Genomic DNA, 16714 nt, shown 5'->3' with positions numbered 1-16714 from the left:
TCGGGGCGCGTCGATCACGGTCCCGCTCGACACAGCAATGGAGAGAGACATGAGACTATTCAGATCTATCGGTGCTGCGACCCTGCTGTTTGTCGCCGGTACCTTTCATCCAGTTCTCGCGACCGAGGATCGTGCCATCCCGCTAGAGGGTGTCTTGAATACACGCGACCTGGGTGGCCTGGAAACACAGGACGGTCGCACCGTACGCGCAGGGCAGCTCATCAGATCCGGTGAGATCGACCAGATCAGCGCAACCAGCATGCAGCGCCTGGACGATATGGGTGTCAGCGCAATCGTTGATTTGCGAACAACGTCCGAGGCAACGGCGCATCCCGCGCAATGGCCCGAAGGAGAGGGGCCTGCGCGCCATCACTTCCCAGTGATGGAGAATGAAAGCCAGATGATTGATGATATGCGTGCCAGCATCAGGGCGGGCACGGCAACCGAAGCAAAAACAGATGGTTTGTTCTTAGGGGCCTTTGGCTATATCGCAACTAACTACACCGAAGAGTATCGAGATCTGTTCGACGTGTTGCTGGACCAGCCCGAGGGTGAGGCGGTTCTGTATCATTGTTCGGGCGGCAAGGATCGTACCGGTGTCGCGACCGCGCTTGTGCTGACAGCGCTTGGTGTTTCCAAAAACGAGATCCAATCGGATTTCATGATGAGCAATACGCTCAAGGACGCGGACAACAAGGCCCAACAGATCGCGGCCAAAGTCAATGCGGCCGAAGGGACAAATATGACGCCGGAAGCAGTCTGGCCGTCGTTGGGGGTGCGAGAGACCTATCTTGATGAGTTCTACAAGAGCGTTGAGGCAAGCTACGGCTCGGTGGAGGACTACCTTCGCCAGGGGCTAGGGCTGACGGACGCGGATTTTGAAACCCTCCGCAACCGGTATCTGAACTAATCCGGTCGGGAAAATTCACTTGCGAAAACAACCGGTCGAAGGCTGGCGGTTTCGGACACCAAAGCGGTGCGAAGCAAGCGTTCGTACCACTTGCCAGCCAACGGGTTTTCACCGCCAAGGGTCTCAGGTACGATTCTGCAAAAAACAAAACCGAGAGGAGGAAGAAATGCTGCGCTTTATGCCTCTGGCTTTCATCGCGATGGTGGGTTTTTTCCACTTTTCAAACAGCTCAGCTGCCAACGCACAGAACTTTTTGGACAAAGTGACAGAAGGGGTTTCTGATGCGGCCAAAAAGGTTGGGGATGTCGCTGAATCGGCAGGCGAGACCGTACTGCATGCGACGGACGGGGCGACTGCGTCCGAGATCGACGCCAGTGTAGATGCAGCACTGGCGCAACTTCTCGCGAGTTCCCCTGAGGCGGCGGATCTGTCCAACAAGGCAGCCGCTGTCTTGGTTTTCCCCAGGATCACCAAAGGCGGCCTGATGGTTGGGGGTCAGTTTGGAGAAGGCGCGATGCGTGAAAACGGCGTCACGACCGGGTACTACAATATTGCCGGTGCGTCCTATGGTTTTCAGGCTGGTATTCAGCATTTCTCCTACGCGCTGTTTTTCCTCAACTCCGACGCCCTTGCCTATATGCAGAACAATGATGGGTGGGAGGTCGGTAGTGGTCCCACGCTCGTTGGCGGTGATGAAGGCTGGTCGGCATCGATGGGAACTAACGATCTGCAGGGCGACATCGTGCCGATCATCTTTGGGCAAGAAGGGCTTATGGCAGGCGCTGGTCTTCAGGGCACTAAGATCACCAAGATCGAAAAGTGAACTGCGGGGTGACTGCGTCACACAAGCACGGTTCGCTCATTTCTTGATACGAGGCACCCATGGCCTCTGTTCAAATAGTCCCGCTTGATCTGTCGCGAGGGTCGCCTGCTTTCCGTCCGAAAACCTGACGACCTGGACAGATCAACTCAAAGTGCGTCTCCGGTCTATGGCTTTGGCGCTTGGGTGAGGTCCTTGAACATGAAAGTTGTCGGCTCCAGCGCGGGTTCGAACGGGTTGCGGCAGTAGTTCGGAATCTCTCCTGCGGTTTGAAAGCCAAGGCCTTGGTAGAGAATCCGCGATGGGTCGGTGCTGCGCGTATCGAGCACAAGCGTTGTTCTGCCCAGCTCAGATGAGCGAGCGAAGAGCGCGTTCATCAAGCTGCGCCCCAGGCCCTGGCGTCGCGCATCGGGATGGACCAAAAGCTTGGCGACATCGGCGCGGTGCGGCTGATTGGGCATTGAGGCCGGAATCAACTGTACCGTCCCACGGATACGCCCTCCGCTATCCGCAACAAACAGGTCCAAGGCCCCTGCGTGCAGTTCAGGGCGAACGCGAGTCTCCCAATAGCGCTGGGCGTCTGCGTGGTGGAACGGCAAGATGAACCCGATACTCGCGCCTGCATGCACGCAACCATGCAGGATCTCGGTCAGGTCATTGAGCGCCGCGTCGAAGGTGGCATCGGTCAGTCGTGTGATCATATCAGCACCAGCATGTAGCGCGCGCCTCGGGCGGCGCCGGTTTCAAATTGTGTTGGGCCGGACAGATGGTATCGCAGGCAGTCACCTCCACCGAGCGTATGCGCGGTGCCGTCCACGGTGAGCGTTAGGCTTCCATCCAGAACGATCAGGTGGTGTTCCTGCCCCGGTTTCGGAGGCGTTTCGTACCGAACCACCGTATCCGGCGGCAGGTGGCATTCCAGCACCTCACCGCTTAACCCGGTGGAAGGGGGCGAGACGGATCGGCGCGTGAAGCCTGTTTCCGGATCGCTCCATTCGGGTTGCCGTTCAAACGGGACCTTGGGGTCGAAACTGTCCTCGACCATCATCAGCAAACGCGACATGGGCAGACCATACGCGGCGCAAAGTCGGCCGAGTGTTTCTGCCGTCGGGCTGACCCCAGCCTTTTCCATACGCGACAGGGTTGCCCGGCTGACGCCGCTGTTGTCCGCCAGCTGATCCAATGACCAGCCACGGCTTTGGCGCAGCTCCTTTAGGCGGATGGCAAGGCGGCTTGAGAGGGAATCCAGCATTGATCAATTGTGAGAATAGTTTCCGTATGTGAGAATAATAGCTCTGAAATATAATATTGCAAAATAAAAAGGGCGCGAAATTTACCGCGCCCTTTGTACTTCTTGAGTTTGGAGGCGTCTTACTTCCAGCCAACCTCGTTAAAGGTTTTCTGCGCTTCGGGCAGGTTCTTGGCGACGGCCGACAGATCAACATCGTCTGCTTTGAAATCGCCCAGCTCGGCCACGGACTCGGATACCGCGACACCTTCGACCGTTGGATATTCGTCGTTGCCGGCCGAGAAATACTGCTGCGCCTGATCGCTTGCCAGATACTCAAGGAATTTGATGGCGTTGTCCTTGTGCGGCGCATTGGCTGCTACACCGCCACCCGACAGGTTCACATGCGCGCCATTGCCGTCCTGATCCGGGAACACCCAGCCGATCACGTCCCGCTCGGCCGAGACGCCATCGACGTCTTTCCGGATCGCACGGGCAAAGTAGTAGGTGTTGGACACGGCAAGGTCACACTCACCCGAAACGACTCCGCGCAGCTGGTCGGTGTCACCGCCTTGCGGGTCACGCGCCATGTTGGCTACTACGCCCTCAGCCCAGGTTTTGGCGGCATCGGATCCGGCGTTTTCGATGATCGAAGCCAGCAGGGTCTGGTTATAGACATTGGTGCTGGAGCGGATGCACAGCTGACCTTTGTATTTGGGGTCTGCCAGATCAGCGTAGGTTTGCGGCGGCTCAGAGACCGCGTTCTTGTTGTAGAATATGATGCGCGCCCGCTGCGAGAAACCGAACCACTGGTTGTCGCTGTCCTGAAGGTTCGACGGGATACGCTCTTCCAATACGGCGCTGTCAATTGTCTGCAGTACGCCCGCGTTCTTCGCGCGCGCAAGCCGCGAGGTGTCGACGGTCAGCAGAATATCAGCAGGGGAGTTCACACCCTCGGCTTCCATACGCGCGATCAGCTCGTCTGCTTTGCCTTCGATTCGGTTGATGGTGATGCCGGTTGCATCCTCGAAATCCGAATAAAGGCGCTCGTCGGTGTCGTAGTGGCGCGAAGAGTAGATGTTCAGCTCGCCTTCTGCTGCTGCGGACGTGGCGACCATGGCCGCAAGGCCAGCCGCGATACAGGTCGTGGATTTAAACATGATTGCTCCCAACATTGAGTATTCCACCGGGGTAAACCCGAGTTAAACACTCAATTAACGCATTGGATTTCGTTTGCAAGCGAAACCCGACAAAAATCGTGCGACATATGGAGCGCTTTGGGCAGCGACGGTGAACAAAGCCAACAGGCACAAAAAAAACCGCACCCAAAGGCGCGGTTCTTTCGAGGATATAAGTGCAGTTCTTAGCCCTGGCGAGCTTTGAACTTGCGCTGCGTCTTGTTGATCACGTAGACGCGGCCTTTGCGACGCACAATACGGCAATCGCGGTGCCGGTTCTTGAGCGAGCGGAGCGAGTTCTTGACCTTCATGGGTCTGTCTCCAATCTGCGGCGCCTTCATCAAAGACGTGGCCAGCGCCTGGGTTTGTCGGGTGCCCCGGCAAGCCGAAGCAGTGAATAGATGGTGGGCGGTACAAGGATCGAACTTGTGACCCCTTCGATGTCAACGAAGTGCTCTACCGCTGAGCTAACCGCCCACGTCCCTTTGCGTGTCCTGCCCCATAACGAAATGGGGCGCGGATACCCGCGCCGGTAGCGGGGTCTATAAAAGGAGTCGCAAATGGGTTCAAGGGGTTTGGAAGAACTATTTTCCAGTCTATGTTAATCCTGAACACGGAGAGACCATGAAGAACCCTTCCTATTTTCTGGATATGCCCGAAAACCGCAGTTCATGCGTTGTTTTTTCATCGCCGCATAGTGGCCGTGACTATCCAGAAGCGTTTCTGAAGCGCTCGGTTTTGGGGTCTGATGTGATTCGATCCTCGGAAGATGCCTTTGTAGATCAGCTCTTTGCCTCGGCCTCGGATTTCGGGGCGCCGCTGATCAAGGCGGCAATGCCACGGGCTTATTTGGACCTCAACCGCAGCGCGGATGAACTGGACCCAGCCCTGATTCAAGGCGCAAAACGGCAAGGGCACAATCCGCGCGTGGCCTCGGGGCTTGGGGTGATTCCCCGCGTGGTGGCAAATGGGCGTGCGATTTATCGTGGCAAACTGACCATGGATGAGGCGCGCCTGCGCATCGACACCTATTGGCGCCCCTATCACAGCCGCCTCAAGACCTTGCTGGCGGAGTCACATGCGAAATTCGGGCAGGCGATTCTGGTCGATTGCCATTCGATGCCGCATGAGGCGGTGGCCATGGCCAGTACCGCACGCAACACACGCCCCGAGATCGTGCTGGGCGATCGTTTCGGTGCATCGGCATCAACCGAGATCGTGGACCGAATTGAGGCTGCCTTTACCTCGGCGGGATTGGTCGTCGCGCGGAACGCGCCCTTTGCTGGGGCTTATGTGACCCAAACCTACGGTCGCCCTGGTCGTCAGCAACACGCGATTCAGGTTGAAATCGACCGCTCGATCTACATGAACGAAGACACGATCTCGCCCAATGCCAGTTTCATGGCGTTCTCCAAGATACTGCGGCAAGTGATCGCGGAGATTGCCGAGATCGGTTCCGAACCGCAGCGGCTGGCGGCGGAATAGGCGTCACCGCAGCGCGCGGCCTTTAACGATTGCATCGGTTCCAAACCGTTTGCGAATCTCATCCGTGGCGCGTTCGGCCTGAGACCTGCGTGTCGCGTTAGGGTCCAGTAAGTCGCCTGAGATGTCTGCCTGCTCCGCTGGGCACAGATCGGACAGCCCGCATCCCAACAGGCGATAGGGACCCTTATCTCCCACCTGATCGAACAGCCCGCGCGCGGTTCTGTAGATGCGATCCGCGATTTGCGTCGCATCGCGCAGCGAAACGCGGCGCGTGATGATCTTGTGATTGGCCTTTTTCAGCTTCAGCGTCACCACCCGACCCGCCAGATCCTTGGCCTTGGCCCGGTCCGAGACCTTCAGCGCCATGCGCCACAGATGCCCATCCAGAATCTCGAGGTTGGAGGTGTCTTCGAAAAACGTGGTTTCGTTGCTGATCGATTTCATCGGTTCGTGGGCCGAGACCCGGCGCTTGTCCTGGCCGCGTGCCAGATGCCACAGGCGATACCCCATCGATCCGAACCGCGCGGTCAGCGCCTCCTGATCCCAGCGCAGCAGGTCCGAGAAGGTACGGATCCCCGCGCGCTCCAACGATTCCTGCGCTGCCGGGCCGATGCCCCAGATCAGCCATACAGGTTTGTCGTGCAGGAAGTCAGCCGTTTCGGCCTTCCCGATCACGGAAAACCCGCGCGGCTTGTCGAGGTCCGAGGCGACCTTGGCCAGAAACTTGTTGTGGCTTAAACCGATGGAGCCTGTCAGCCCCAATTCATCCTTCATGCGCTTGACCAAACGCGCCAGCATCACCGCAGGCGGCGCGCCATGCAGGCGTTCGGTGCCGGACAGATCGAGGAAAGCCTCGTCCAGCGACAGTGGTTCGACCTTGGGCGTCAGCTCATCCATCATCGCGCGGATCTGACGAGATACCTCGGCGTAGACCGACATGCGCGGTTTGATCACCACAGCGTCCGGACACAGTTGCAGCGCTTTGAACATCGGCATGGCCGAGCGCACGCCCCGGATGCGCGCCACGTAGCAAGCGGTTGAAACGACCCCGCGTCTCCCGCCCCCCACAATCACTGCCTTGTCCGCCAATTCAGGATTGTCGCGCTTTTCAACCGAGGCATAGAACGCGTCACAATCCATGTGCGCAATCGAAAGGTCAAACAGCTCAGGGTGCGATTTCAGCCGCGGGCTACCGCAGGACGGGCAGCGCGGCGCGTCCGGGAAACTGGTCAGGCATTCGCGGCAGATCGTGGGCATGGCTACTTTTCGCGACCCGAAAAGGGTGGCTCTGGGTGTTCGAAGCTATAGTGTCTATCGGCTTTCGTGTGAACGCAACAGAGGCTTGGACAGTCTTCAGAAATCTAGTGGTTTGAGCTGAGAGTCGCACTGTCAAGAAAACCCCCCGCTTGGGGCGGGGGGAAGGTAACGAACCACAGGAAGAGGTAGTTCGTTGGGGAGTAACTCCGCCCCAGAATCGCTCAAAACGCTATATTTAGATAGGTGGCCGCGTTATTCCCTAAAACTTGTGCCGGGTTTGTGTGTTTTCGGGCACAGGGGGAAACCAGGGGAACATTCCCCCTCTTGACCTAAGGTAAAGAAATCACTGCTGTTTCGGAGGTCTGAGGCGTTGAATGCCCGTCTGCGATCAATGGCTTGTCAATGATTTTAACTCGGCCAGAACGGCCTCGGCTGCGGCTTTCGGGTCCTCCGCCTGATAGATCGGACGCCCGACAACAATATGATCCGCCCCATCTCCGATCGCACTGGCCGGCGTTGCGACGCGTTTTTGATCGCCCAGAGCGGCCCCGGCAGGGCGCACGCCCGGTGTCACGATCAAGCGGCCCTCGGCCTGGGGCAGGGCGCGGATCAGCGCGGCCTCTTGCGGGCTGGCGATCACACCGTCGGCTCCGGCCTCCAGCGCTTTGGCCGCGCGCTCAACCACCAGATCCTGCACATCGCCTGCCTTCAACAGGCTGGCATCCAAATCATCACGGTTGAGCGAGGTCAGGATAGTCACTGCAAGGATCTTCAGGTCCTTGCCGGATGCGCCTTCTTTCGCCGCGCGCACCACATGCGGGTCGCCATGAACGGTCAGGAAATCAAGATCGAACTGCGCCAGACCACGCACCGCGTTTTCTACCGTGTTGCCGATGTCGAACAGCTTCATGTCCAGAAAGATGCGCTTGCCATGGTCCTGTTTCAGCTCATTGGCCAAAGCCAGACCGCCGCCCGTCAGCATTCCCAGCCCGATCTTGTAGAACGACACCGCATCACCCAACCGTTCGGCCATCGCCAAACCTTGCAGAGCGTTCGGGACGTCAAGGGCTACGATCAGGCGGTCATCGGACATGTTGGGTCTCCTTGCTGGCAAACGTCTGCCTCCTAGCGGGTTCGGGCGCAACTGTCCATGCGGGTCCGCCCAATCGAAAGAGGATGATCTGTGTTACAGTGGCTCAAATCGATCAATAGGTCACATGAAGGGACAGAAGATGAGAAAGCTTGCCTTGCTCGGAGTGGCGCTGATGATGGGCGCCTGCGACGAACCCGCCTCAGGCACATCGGACACAGGCGCGGCGCCCGCGCCGACCAATGACAACCTGCCTTTGGTTCGCGGCTACCGATCCGAGGATGATTGGTGCCAGCTTACAGGTGAGAGCGCCTTTACCGTCGAATTTCTGGATCACACCGCCGATCTTGTCTCGTGCCCGACCGGCAGCAGCGCCGAACAATCCTTGGTCGAGACATATACGTTAGAGCCGGTGGCGCAAACCGGCGGCTATTCGGTATACTCCATTCCGCGCGGCTGACGGCGTCTGCCCACCCATGCTGCATTCGCCGCAATCAGGGTGATTCCGGACAGTTCCAGAAGCCAGTTTATTCGGATCGACATGATCTCGGCGCCCAGAAAGGCATCGAAGTTGTGAAACCCGGCGGCGCGGATCATCACAAAACAGATCAGAGTGACAAAGCCGATCAGGGCGATGCCGACCTCTCGCAAGTGTTTACGAAGGAACCAGAGGCTGACAAGCGAGATCCAGAAGCCGCTGAACACGACAACAATGATAAAGCCGATCTGGACAGACTTGCGATCCTCGTACCAGCCTTGCATCTGCGACAGACAGCGGGCGCTGGCCGTAAGCGCGGATTGCAGATCCAGTTGTTTGTTGATCATCAAAGCAAACAACAGCAGCGCGAGGATCAGCCAGAACCACCGGACGTGGGAATTGCGCCTTGCGCGCAGGCATAGCAGTGCGGCGAAACCGTATGCGGCAACCGTGAGCCAACCGATCACGCTTGGGTCGCCAATGGTGGGCGACCATTGTTCTGCAATGCAGCTGCGTAGCGCGGTGGCTGAGATCATAGAGGCGCGCTCCCAAGACGGTTTTTTTCGCAATTGACCGAGATCATTCAGGTTCCCAGCATGCATCATGTTATTCTGCCAAGACAATCTTGAATACACGCCGACATTACCCAAATTGAATGTGAGGCCTCAATCGACGCGTGCCGCCAAGCGGGCGCATCAAAACGGGGCGCTTGAGAAAAGGAGAATGCTATGGACTTGAACAAGTTCACCGAGCGGGCACGGGGATTCGTGCAGGCGGCGCAGACGATTGCGCTGCGCGAGGGGCACCAGAGGCTGGAGCCTACACACATACTTAAGGCGTTGATGGACGATGATCAGGGGCTGGCGAGCAACCTGATCACCCGCGCGGGCGGAGCGCCGAACCGCGTGGTTGAGGCGTTGGATGCCGCGATGGGGAAAATCCCGAAGGTCAGCGGTGACGCTAGCCAGATTTACATGGATGGCCAGACCGCTAAGGTTTTGGACGAGGCCGAGAAGATTGCCACCAAAGCGGGCGATAGCTTTGTGCCCGTGGAAAGGGTGCTGATGGCGCTCTGCATGGTCAAATCCAAAGCCAAGGACGCTTTGGAGGCCGGGGCCGTTTCTGCTCAGAAACTGAACGAAGCTATCAATGATATCCGTAAGGGCCGCACTGCGGACACCGCTTCGGCGGAAGAGGGCTATGATGCACTGAAGAAATACGCGCGCGATCTGACCGAGGCCGCGGCCGAGGGTAAGATCGATCCGATCATCGGGCGGGATGAGGAAATTCGCCGCTCGATGCAGGTTCTGTCGCGCCGTACCAAGAACAACCCTGTTCTGATCGGGGAACCCGGCGTTGGTAAAACCGCGATTGCCGAGGGTATGGCCCTGCGCATCATCAACGGCGACGTGCCGGAATCGCTGAAAGATAAGAAGCTGCTGGCGCTTGACATGGGCGCGCTGATTGCTGGTGCGAAGTATCGCGGTGAGTTCGAAGAGCGCCTCAAGGCGGTGCTGACCGAAGTGACCGAGGCCGCTGGTGAGATCATCCTTTTCATCGACGAGATGCACACGCTGGTCGGTGCCGGCAAATCTGACGGCGCGATGGATGCCGCCAACCTGATCAAGCCTGCGCTTGCTCGGGGTGAGCTGCATTGTATCGGCGCGACCACGTTGGATGAGTATCGCAAGTACGTGGAAAAAGACGCGGCCCTTGCGCGCCGGTTCCAGCCCGTGATGGTCACCGAACCGACCGTCGAGGACACGATCAGCATACTGCGTGGCATCAAGGAAAAGTACGAGCTGCACCACGGCGTGCGTATTTCGGATTCCGCATTGGTGTCGGCGGCGACCTTGTCGCATCGTTATATCACCGACCGGTTCCTGCCCGACAAGGCCATTGACCTTGTCGATGAGGCGGCGTCGCGGTTGCGGATGGAGGTGGACTCCAAGCCGGAAGAGCTCGATCAGTTGGATCGCCAGATCCTGCAGATGCAGATCGAGGAAGAGGCGCTGAAACTGGAAGACGACGCGGCCTCGAAGGATCGTCTGGAAACCCTGCAAAAGGATCTGGCCGATCTGCAGGAGCAATCGGCTGAGATGACCGCCCAGTGGCAGGCCGAACGTGACAAGCTCGCGGGTGCGCGTGATCTGAAAGAACAGCTCGACAAGGCGCGCGCTGATCTGGAAATCGCCAAACGCGAAGGCAATCTGGCAAAGGCAGGTGAGCTGTCCTACGGCATCATCCCCGAGCTTGAGAAAAAGCTGACCGAGGCCGAAAACGCCGAAAGCAACGCCATGATGGCCGAGGAAACGGTGCGCCCGGAACAGATCGCATCCGTGGTCGAACGCTGGACTGGTATCCCGACTGCCAAGATGCTGGAAGGGGAGCGCGAGAAACTGCTGCGGATGGAAGACGATCTGCACTCCCGTGTGATCGGCCAGGATGCCGCCGTGACCGCCGTGTCCAACGCCGTGCGCCGCGCGCGCGCGGGCCTGAACGATGAAAACCGCCCGCTGGGCTCGTTCTTGTTCCTCGGGCCCACCGGCGTAGGTAAAACCGAACTGACCAAGGCCGTAGCGAACTTCCTGTTCGACGACGACAATGCGATGGTGCGCATCGACATGTCCGAGTTCATGGAGAAACACGCGGTTGCGCGTCTGATTGGTGCCCCTCCGGGCTATGTCGGTTATGACGAAGGCGGTGTGTTGACCGAAGCCGTGCGGCGCAGACCCTATCAGGTCGTGCTGTTCGATGAGGTTGAAAAGGCGCATCCGGATGTGTTCAACGTGCTGTTGCAGGTTCTCGATGATGGCGTACTGACTGACGGTCAGGGCCGTACAGTAGACTTCAAGCAGACGCTGATCATCCTGACGTCGAACCTCGGGTCTCAGGCGCTCAGCCAACTGCCCGAAGGTGCAGACAGCGCGCAGGCGCGGCGCGACGTGATGGACGCGGTCCGGGCACATTTCCGGCCGGAATTCCTGAACCGACTCGATGAAACGATCATCTTTGACAGGCTCAAGCGGGCCGATATGGATGGTATCGTCGATATCCAGATGGCACGTCTGCAAAAACGTCTGGCCGCTCGAAAGATCGAGCTGGTTCTGGACGAGGGCGCAAAACAGTGGCTGGCCGATGAAGGGTATGACCCGGTCTTCGGTGCGCGCCCACTGAAGCGCGTGATCCAGCGTGCGTTGCAGAACCCCTTGGCCGAGGCACTGCTGGCCGGTGAGATCAAGGATGGCGAGACCGTCCCCGTCACCGCTGGCGCTGAAGGCCTGATCATCGGCGATCGGCTGGGCACCTCCGACCGGCCCCGCCCGGATGATGCCGTAGTGCATTAAATACGTTGAGTGAAAGGCGACCCGCCAAACGCGGCGGGTCGCCACTTTAAGGTGTTGAGTTCCAAACCGTTCAATCTGGACCGTAAAACAAAAGGTTCGCGGATCTACTCATAGTCACGCAGATGAGCAAAAGATTGGCAATCTGCTACTGTTTTCTGACCAGCACCCGATCCGTACCACCTGTTTCAGTGTCAATAAGGCTAGAAACTGATCCAAGTTCTTTGAGGATTCGCCTGCCCTCTCTTGATTGACGCGGTCTCAGGTCAAGAATTATGGCACCGTTCGGTTTGACGGCGGTCTTGAAGAACGTCTCGTAGGTTTTTACCGGATAGTGAAAGCCGCAGGAGATGAAACTCATGGCAAGGTCGATCGTTCCAACCTCGCCCAGATCGTCTGTTCTGGGATTCAAGCAAGTTATGTCGCTACTGTCGACGCCATTTTGTGTCAAAAACGAATGAGCGACAGACAAGCTCGAATAGGCTGCTCCCTTTTCCTGATAACCGAAATGCCTTTCCTCAGAGGTTTCTAGATCAATGAGGTTCAGGCTGCATTGGCGATCTTTCCACAAAAACAGATCAAACATGGCGTAGCCGCACCCGATGTCGGCGACAGATCGTGGATTCAGGTCCTGGATCGTGTCTCGGATCTGCAGGTATTCAAGATAAATGACAGCAGCGGCTCGTTTGGCCAACTCGATACCGTGTTTTTCGACCAGCGATAGAGCGGGGTCAGTGTTTCCGGCGCTCCATGCCTTGGTTATTCTACCAGAGCGAGGTTGGTCGAAAATAATCCTGGATCTTTGCATGATCAGGTTCACAAGATCCTGTTCGGAAAAAGCATCAAAGCAGAGTTCGGCCACGGGGGGCAGGGCCGTTGCATCCATCATTTGTTGACTTGTGATCATTGGTTTTGCGTCTTCTCAAGGAACCGGGTGGATTTTGGACGATGATGCAGATCCACCCGGCTTACAAGAGAAGGTCGAACAAGTCTCTGCGTTTAGATGCCTCTAGATCAACGCGAAAATCCGGGCGGGGCCTCCGGTGCCGCCCTTGTGTTTGGGCGCTCCTATCACCAGGGTGGCCCCGGCGGCTGGGACGCGGTCGAGATTGGCCAGACACTCGATCCCGAACCGGCCGGTGGGCAGCCAGGCGTAGTGGGTGGCGAAATCGGCGGACATGCCGTGATCCAGCGACAGCGTGTCGACCGCCAAGGATCGCGCGCCGGTTTCCTCCATCAGCATCTGGGCGGCCTCGACGTGGAAGCCGGGATAGTGCTGCGCTTCTCCGTCGAAATTGCGAAACTCGTCGGTCGCCGTTTTTCCACCCCAGCCGGAATGCATGGCGACACAGGCGCCGTCGGGGATGTCTCCGTTCGCCGCGATCCACACCTTGAGGTCATCGGGCGTCACGCGAGTATCGGCATCTTCGGCGGCGCGGGCGGCGATATCCACGACGCAGAGCGGCGCAACCAGATCTGTCACTGGAATCTCATCGACTGAGGTTCCGTCGGCCGAGAAATGCAGGGGCGCATCGATATGGGTGCCAGTATGTTCGTTGATCGACAAGTTGAACAGGTTGAACCCGTGATCCGCAAAGTTGAACGCCTGTTCGGCGGAGACGCCGGGTTCTCCTCCCCATGTCGGAAACTCGGGGCTGAGGGTGTGGGTCATGTCCTCGACCCCGCCATGCCCTGCGGCCAAGGCCGCCGGAGCACTCGCGCCTGTTGCGGCGGCTGCCACGCCAGTGGCTGCGGCGGCTTTGAAGAAGCTCCGACGGGACAGCATCTTGTCTTTGACGGCATTCATTACGCAGATATCACACATACGGTATCCTCCCTGATGGGTGGCAGGGTCGGGCGACCGGTGTCGCAGACCGTACCACCTGTCAAGTAGAGTGCCGCGCTGACCCCTTCTGTGTAAAGGGTGCTGTCTGTTGTGGCGTACGGGGCGTCCTAGCGGAACTCACGGCTTTTACGCAGGGCGCGCAGCTCTTCCGAACTCATTTTGGGGCCTGAGCTGGTCGTGGGCTGCGGCGTGGGTTGAATCAATGTCTCGGTGCTTGGGGTCTTGCGCGCGGCACCACCGCTGAGGCGCAGATAAGCCAGAACCCCGCCTGCGCATTGATAGCTGAAGGCCCAGCTGGCAAGGAGGATATAGGCCACGACAGTTGCGATCATCGGCGCAGTGACGGAAAACGGGGCTGTCCCGGCCGTCATCTCGCCGATCAATTGAACGTCGTTGACCAGTGTGCTCGGACCGTAGATTGCGGTAAGTCCAACGATAAACAGAGCAAAGAAAAAGATAGCACCGACAAAGCTGATCGCCACCACGGCGAAAAGCTGCAGAAAGAAAGCACCGAAATGGTTGAATGGGGTATAAGGGCGGCCATTGGGGTCCCGCCCGATCGAGGCCGCGGCAATTGGCACCAGAAACCCGGCCCTTAGCGCGCAGATCGCTGCAAAGAGCAGGATCACAACACCCGAGAACATCAGGATATGCACGGGCGACAGGGTCGCGAAGAACGCGGCCGGGTCCTCGGGAACGCCGCCCCCTACGCTGACGGCACCGATGGAGAGCGCGGCGATTAGCGCGGCGGCCACACTGATCCCAATGGCTTCGACGGCGCCGTAGATAACCGCCGGAAAGACAAACTTGCGGTAACTGTTACTCGGAGAAACCTCGCAGGCTTGCAGGCCCAAACGGCTGCCGACCAACATCGGGATGACGCCTGAGGATGCGCCTACAAAAAACGAAATCAAAACCGACAGTCCCGGAATGAGCAGCCCGATCAGCGCGCTCAGTATCCCGCCTATCAACCCGTAGACGATAAGCGCGACCAGCAGGACGGGAAAGACAATGATATAGCGCCACAAAACGGACAGCGAAAAAGGAAAGGCCTGAAATACGAGCACGGGATCAACTCTGATCAACTATTGGATGATTCCCGCATACCTAATTGAGACTGTTAGAACCAGCCGCCCAAAACGCATTAGTCGCGGGCTGACGCAGTTGCGTTACAGTCTGTTCGCTCAATCGTGACGCCTGTTTCCTTGGCTCTGTGTTATCAGCGGACTACCTCACTCTGAGGCGGATTCATTACGGAGACCCAAATGGCGCATCGCTGGACCAACACTTTGACACATGCCGACGTCACCCCAAGGGCGGCGTTTCTGAACCGGCGGCAGGTTTTGGCCGGGCTGGCAGGTGTCGGGCTGACCGCGATGGCCCGCCCCGCTACGGCGCAAGAGGCGCTGGAGCCGAACACCTGGGAAGAGATCACCAGCTACAACAATTTCTATGAATTCGGCACTGGAAAGGACGACCCAGCCAAATATGCCCATACCCTCGTGACTGAACCCTGGAGCATTGAGATCGAAGGTCTGGTGGATCGCCCCGGCACCTATGACTTCAAGGACATCATGTCCGAGATGACAGTTGAAGAACGCATCTACCGCTTCCGCTGTGTCGAGGCGTGGTCGATGGTGATTCCGTGGAACGGGTTCGAACTGGCCGACCTGTTGAATATGGCGGGTGTGCAGGAGGGCGCTAAATACGTGGCCTTTGAAACCGCCTACCGTCCCGATGAGATGCCCGGCACGCGCTTCCCGATTCTTGAATGGCCCTACCGCGAGGGTCTGCGACTGGATGAGGCGATGCACCCGCTCACCATAATGGCGACAGGCATCTATGACCGCCCGATCCCGAACCAGAATGGTGCTCCGCTGCGTTTGGTGGTGCCGTGGAAATACGGGTTCAAGTCGATCAAGTCGATCGTGAAGATCACTCTGACCGAGGATGAGCCGCCCACCAGTTGGAACATGTCTACGCCCCGTGAGTATGGCTTCTATAGTAACGTGAACCCGAATGTGGACCATCCGCGCTGGTCGCAGGCGTCCGAGCGCCAGATCGGCGGCGGTCTGTTTGCCAAGCGTATCCCGACCCTCATGTTCAATGGCTATGAACAAGAGGTCGCCAGCCTGTATGAAGGTATGAACCTCAAGGAATACTATTGAGCCATGCAGGCGGTGAACCAGGCCATACGCAAGATCCCCATTTGGGCTGTCTATCTGGCTGGGGCCCTTCCGGCCCCTTGGTTCCTGTATCTTGCGCTCACAGGGGGGCTTGGGGTCGAGCCGATCACAGCGCTCGAACATAAGCTGGGGGAGCTGGCCCTGCAGCTGCTCATTCTTGGTCTGGCGGTAACCCCGCTACGCCAGCATCTTGGCTTGAGCCTTGTGAAGTTCCGTCGAGCGATCGGCGTGCTGGCTTTTGCCTATGTTGCGCTGCACCTGCTGGTCTGGCTGGTGCTGGACGTTCAGCTGCTTGGCCAGATTTGGGCTGATATCCTCAAGCGTCCTTATATAACTGTCGGCATGGCCGGGTTCATTCTGCTGCTGCCTTTGGCCGTGACATCGAACAATTGGTCAGTACGCAAACTTGGCCCGCGCTGGCGCAAGCTGCACAAACTGGTCTATCCGGCCGTTCTGCTTGGCGGTATCCACTATGTGATGTTGGCGAAGGGTTTCCAGCTGGAGCCACTTCTCTATCTCGCCGCGATCATAGGGCTGCTGCTCGCGCGTCTGCCGATACCGGGCCTGCTGACCCGGCTGAGGCAGGCCGATTCCGCGTGAGCTTTGACCGAGTCTGTGGGTAACTGTGTGGACAATGATCTGGTGGCAGTGATTCCGGGTAGTTGGAGCGGTGATTGGGTGTGCCTGCGCGGTAATTGCATCCATTAAGTTTTTGTTTTTATGTTGTAAAATGGAGATTTCAAACTTTTCTCCACTTTTTTGCTTTTTCCGCTTGCGGCTTTGTGGGGTAAACCTTAGAACCCCCTTCACCGGCGCTGCTGAGGCGCTGGGGCGCTGCTGAGGCGGCGGGGACGCTCAGGATAGACTGGGGGCATCTGAGGTTGAGTTTTAG

At 58.2% G+C, this 16714-nt stretch carries 17 protein-coding genes and 1 tRNA gene; 7 read left to right on the top strand and 11 right to left on the bottom strand.

Going from position 1 to position 16714, the window contains the following annotated elements:
• Window positions 1–49: 49 nt before the first annotated feature.
• Both ACR0IP_RS03730 and ACR0IP_RS03725 read left to right on the top strand, forming a co-directional pair.
• Window positions 50–910: a tyrosine-protein phosphatase gene (locus ACR0IP_RS03730; RefSeq protein WP_480523891.1), complete on the top strand. Its 861-nt coding sequence runs from the start codon at window positions 50–52 to the stop codon at window positions 908–910.
• A gap of 166 nt (window positions 911–1076) precedes the next feature.
• Window positions 1077–1733 (top strand): lipid-binding SYLF domain-containing protein, encoded by a 657-nt coding sequence (locus tag ACR0IP_RS03725; protein ID WP_480523889.1) that lies wholly within the window; start codon window positions 1077–1079, stop codon window positions 1731–1733.
• Window positions 1734–1897: 164 nt separating this feature from the next.
• Here the strand turns inward: ACR0IP_RS03725 and ACR0IP_RS03720 are convergent, their stop codons facing one another.
• The 5 genes from ACR0IP_RS03720 to ACR0IP_RS03700 all read right to left on the bottom strand — a co-directional run bounded on the left by ACR0IP_RS03720 (window position 1898) and on the right by ACR0IP_RS03700 (window position 4613).
• Window positions 1898–2431: an N-acetyltransferase family protein gene (locus ACR0IP_RS03720; RefSeq protein WP_480523887.1), complete on the bottom strand. Its 534-nt coding sequence runs from the start codon at window positions 2429–2431 to the stop codon at window positions 1898–1900.
• Window positions 2428–2982: a helix-turn-helix domain-containing protein gene (locus ACR0IP_RS03715; RefSeq protein ID WP_480523885.1), complete on the bottom strand. Its 555-nt coding sequence runs from the start codon at window positions 2980–2982 to the stop codon at window positions 2428–2430. The genes ACR0IP_RS03720 and ACR0IP_RS03715 overlap by 4 nt, the downstream gene beginning before the upstream one ends.
• A gap of 119 nt (window positions 2983–3101) precedes the next feature.
• Window positions 3102–4118 (bottom strand): Fe(3+) ABC transporter substrate-binding protein, encoded by a 1017-nt coding sequence (locus tag ACR0IP_RS03710; protein ID WP_480523883.1) that lies wholly within the window; start codon window positions 4116–4118, stop codon window positions 3102–3104.
• 203 nt (window positions 4119–4321) lie between these two features.
• On the bottom strand, window positions 4322–4447 hold the full coding sequence (gene ykgO, locus ACR0IP_RS03705) for a type B 50S ribosomal protein L36 (RefSeq protein WP_008755722.1): 126 nt from the start codon (window positions 4445–4447) through the stop codon (window positions 4322–4324).
• A 91-nt stretch (window positions 4448–4538) separates the two neighbouring features.
• Window positions 4539–4613: transfer RNA gene (locus ACR0IP_RS03700), tRNA-Val, on the bottom strand.
• 147 nt (window positions 4614–4760) lie between these two features.
• On the opposite strand from ACR0IP_RS03700, the gene ACR0IP_RS03695 reads away from it, so the two are divergent.
• Window positions 4761–5621 (top strand): N-formylglutamate amidohydrolase, encoded by an 861-nt coding sequence (locus tag ACR0IP_RS03695; RefSeq protein ID WP_480523881.1) that lies wholly within the window; start codon window positions 4761–4763, stop codon window positions 5619–5621.
• A 3-nt stretch (window positions 5622–5624) separates the two neighbouring features.
• Here ACR0IP_RS03695 and ACR0IP_RS03690 read toward each other — a convergent pair whose 3' ends face one another.
• Both ACR0IP_RS03690 and pyrF read right to left on the bottom strand, forming a co-directional pair.
• Complete coding sequence (locus tag ACR0IP_RS03690; protein ID WP_170689308.1) at window positions 5625–6878, bottom strand: DNA polymerase IV; 1254 nt, start codon at window positions 6876–6878, stop codon at window positions 5625–5627.
• Window positions 6879–7266: 388 nt separating this feature from the next.
• The gene (gene pyrF, locus ACR0IP_RS03685; protein ID WP_170380117.1) at window positions 7267–7971 is read right to left on the bottom strand and encodes an orotidine-5'-phosphate decarboxylase; all 705 of its coding nucleotides are present in this window, start codon (window positions 7969–7971) and stop codon (window positions 7267–7269) included.
• A gap of 139 nt (window positions 7972–8110) precedes the next feature.
• Here pyrF and ACR0IP_RS03680 point away from each other — a divergent pair, with 139 nt between their 5' ends.
• Window positions 8111–8428 carry a hypothetical protein gene (locus ACR0IP_RS03680; RefSeq protein WP_170689306.1) on the top strand — a complete coding sequence of 106 codons (318 nt, stop codon included), beginning with the start codon at window positions 8111–8113 and terminating at the stop codon, window positions 8426–8428.
• Here the strand turns inward: ACR0IP_RS03680 and ACR0IP_RS03675 are convergent.
• The gene (locus ACR0IP_RS03675) at window positions 8398–8982 is read right to left on the bottom strand and encodes an isopropylmalate isomerase (RefSeq protein WP_480523879.1); all 585 of its coding nucleotides are present in this window, start codon (window positions 8980–8982) and stop codon (window positions 8398–8400) included. The genes ACR0IP_RS03680 and ACR0IP_RS03675 overlap by 31 nt on opposite strands.
• 192 nt (window positions 8983–9174) lie before the next feature.
• Between ACR0IP_RS03675 and clpB the strand changes: the two genes are divergently transcribed.
• A complete protein-coding gene (gene clpB, locus ACR0IP_RS03670) occupies window positions 9175–11793 on the top strand; it encodes an ATP-dependent chaperone ClpB (RefSeq protein WP_480523878.1) in 2619 nt (872 codons plus the stop codon).
• A gap of 145 nt (window positions 11794–11938) precedes the next feature.
• Here clpB and ACR0IP_RS03665 read toward each other — a convergent pair whose 3' ends face one another.
• The 3 genes from ACR0IP_RS03665 to ACR0IP_RS03655 all read right to left on the bottom strand — a co-directional run bounded on the left by ACR0IP_RS03665 (window position 11939) and on the right by ACR0IP_RS03655 (window position 14703).
• On the bottom strand, window positions 11939–12697 hold the full coding sequence (locus ACR0IP_RS03665; protein ID WP_170689303.1) for a class I SAM-dependent methyltransferase: 759 nt from the start codon (window positions 12695–12697) through the stop codon (window positions 11939–11941).
• Between the two features lie 102 nt (window positions 12698–12799).
• Entirely contained in the window at window positions 12800–13615 is an 816-nt protein-coding gene (locus tag ACR0IP_RS03660; protein ID WP_480523876.1) for a cyclase family protein, read from the bottom strand.
• Between the two features lie 128 nt (window positions 13616–13743).
• Window positions 13744–14703 carry a hypothetical protein gene (locus ACR0IP_RS03655; RefSeq protein ID WP_170689301.1) on the bottom strand — a complete coding sequence of 320 codons (960 nt, stop codon included), beginning with the start codon at window positions 14701–14703 and terminating at the stop codon, window positions 13744–13746.
• Window positions 14704–14901: 198 nt separating this feature from the next.
• Between ACR0IP_RS03655 and msrP the strand changes: the two genes are divergently transcribed.
• Window positions 14902–15804 (top strand): protein-methionine-sulfoxide reductase catalytic subunit MsrP, encoded by a 903-nt coding sequence (gene msrP / locus ACR0IP_RS03650; protein WP_480523874.1) that lies wholly within the window; start codon window positions 14902–14904, stop codon window positions 15802–15804.
• A gap of 3 nt (window positions 15805–15807) precedes the next feature.
• On the top strand, window positions 15808–16422 hold the full coding sequence (gene msrQ, locus ACR0IP_RS03645) for a protein-methionine-sulfoxide reductase heme-binding subunit MsrQ (protein ID WP_170380125.1): 615 nt from the start codon (window positions 15808–15810) through the stop codon (window positions 16420–16422).
• The last annotated feature ends 292 nt before the right edge of the window (window positions 16423–16714 follow it).

Source organism: Ruegeria sp. AL11 (assembly GCF_056540865.1).
Note: the sequence above shows the minus strand (reverse complement) of the source record. Positions and strands in the feature narration are given on the sequence as shown.

Excerpts from the sequence above, each read along its gene's own strand:
- ACR0IP_RS03725 (WP_480523889.1), top strand. The coding sequence starts at position 1,077 with ATGCTGCGCTTTATGCCTCTGGCTTTCATCGCGATGGTGGGTTTTTTC.
- ACR0IP_RS03660 (WP_480523876.1), bottom strand. The coding sequence starts at position 13,615 with ATGTGTGATATCTGCGTAATGAATGCCGTCAAAGACAAGATGCTGTCC.
- ACR0IP_RS03690 (WP_170689308.1), bottom strand. The coding sequence starts at position 6,878 with ATGCCCACGATCTGCCGCGAATGCCTGACCAGTTTCCCGGACGCGCCG.
- ACR0IP_RS03710 (WP_480523883.1), bottom strand. The coding sequence starts at position 4,118 with ATGTTTAAATCCACGACCTGTATCGCGGCTGGCCTTGCGGCCATGGTC.
- ACR0IP_RS03695 (WP_480523881.1), top strand. The coding sequence starts at position 4,761 with ATGAAGAACCCTTCCTATTTTCTGGATATGCCCGAAAACCGCAGTTCA.
- pyrF (WP_170380117.1), bottom strand. The coding sequence starts at position 7,971 with ATGTCCGATGACCGCCTGATCGTAGCCCTTGACGTCCCGAACGCTCTG.
- ACR0IP_RS03720 (WP_480523887.1), bottom strand. The coding sequence starts at position 2,431 with ATGATCACACGACTGACCGATGCCACCTTCGACGCGGCGCTCAATGAC.
- ACR0IP_RS03680 (WP_170689306.1), top strand. The coding sequence starts at position 8,111 with ATGAGAAAGCTTGCCTTGCTCGGAGTGGCGCTGATGATGGGCGCCTGC.
- ACR0IP_RS03715 (WP_480523885.1), bottom strand. The coding sequence starts at position 2,982 with ATGCTGGATTCCCTCTCAAGCCGCCTTGCCATCCGCCTAAAGGAGCTG.
- ACR0IP_RS03665 (WP_170689303.1), bottom strand. The coding sequence starts at position 12,697 with ATGATCACAAGTCAACAAATGATGGATGCAACGGCCCTGCCCCCCGTG.
- msrQ (WP_170380125.1), top strand. The coding sequence starts at position 15,808 with ATGCAGGCGGTGAACCAGGCCATACGCAAGATCCCCATTTGGGCTGTC.
- msrP (WP_480523874.1), top strand. The coding sequence starts at position 14,902 with ATGGCGCATCGCTGGACCAACACTTTGACACATGCCGACGTCACCCCA.
- ACR0IP_RS03730 (WP_480523891.1), top strand. The coding sequence starts at position 50 with ATGAGACTATTCAGATCTATCGGTGCTGCGACCCTGCTGTTTGTCGCC.
- ykgO (WP_008755722.1), bottom strand. The coding sequence starts at position 4,447 with ATGAAGGTCAAGAACTCGCTCCGCTCGCTCAAGAACCGGCACCGCGAT.
- ACR0IP_RS03675 (WP_480523879.1), bottom strand. The coding sequence starts at position 8,982 with ATGATCTCAGCCACCGCGCTACGCAGCTGCATTGCAGAACAATGGTCG.
- clpB (WP_480523878.1), top strand. The coding sequence starts at position 9,175 with ATGGACTTGAACAAGTTCACCGAGCGGGCACGGGGATTCGTGCAGGCG.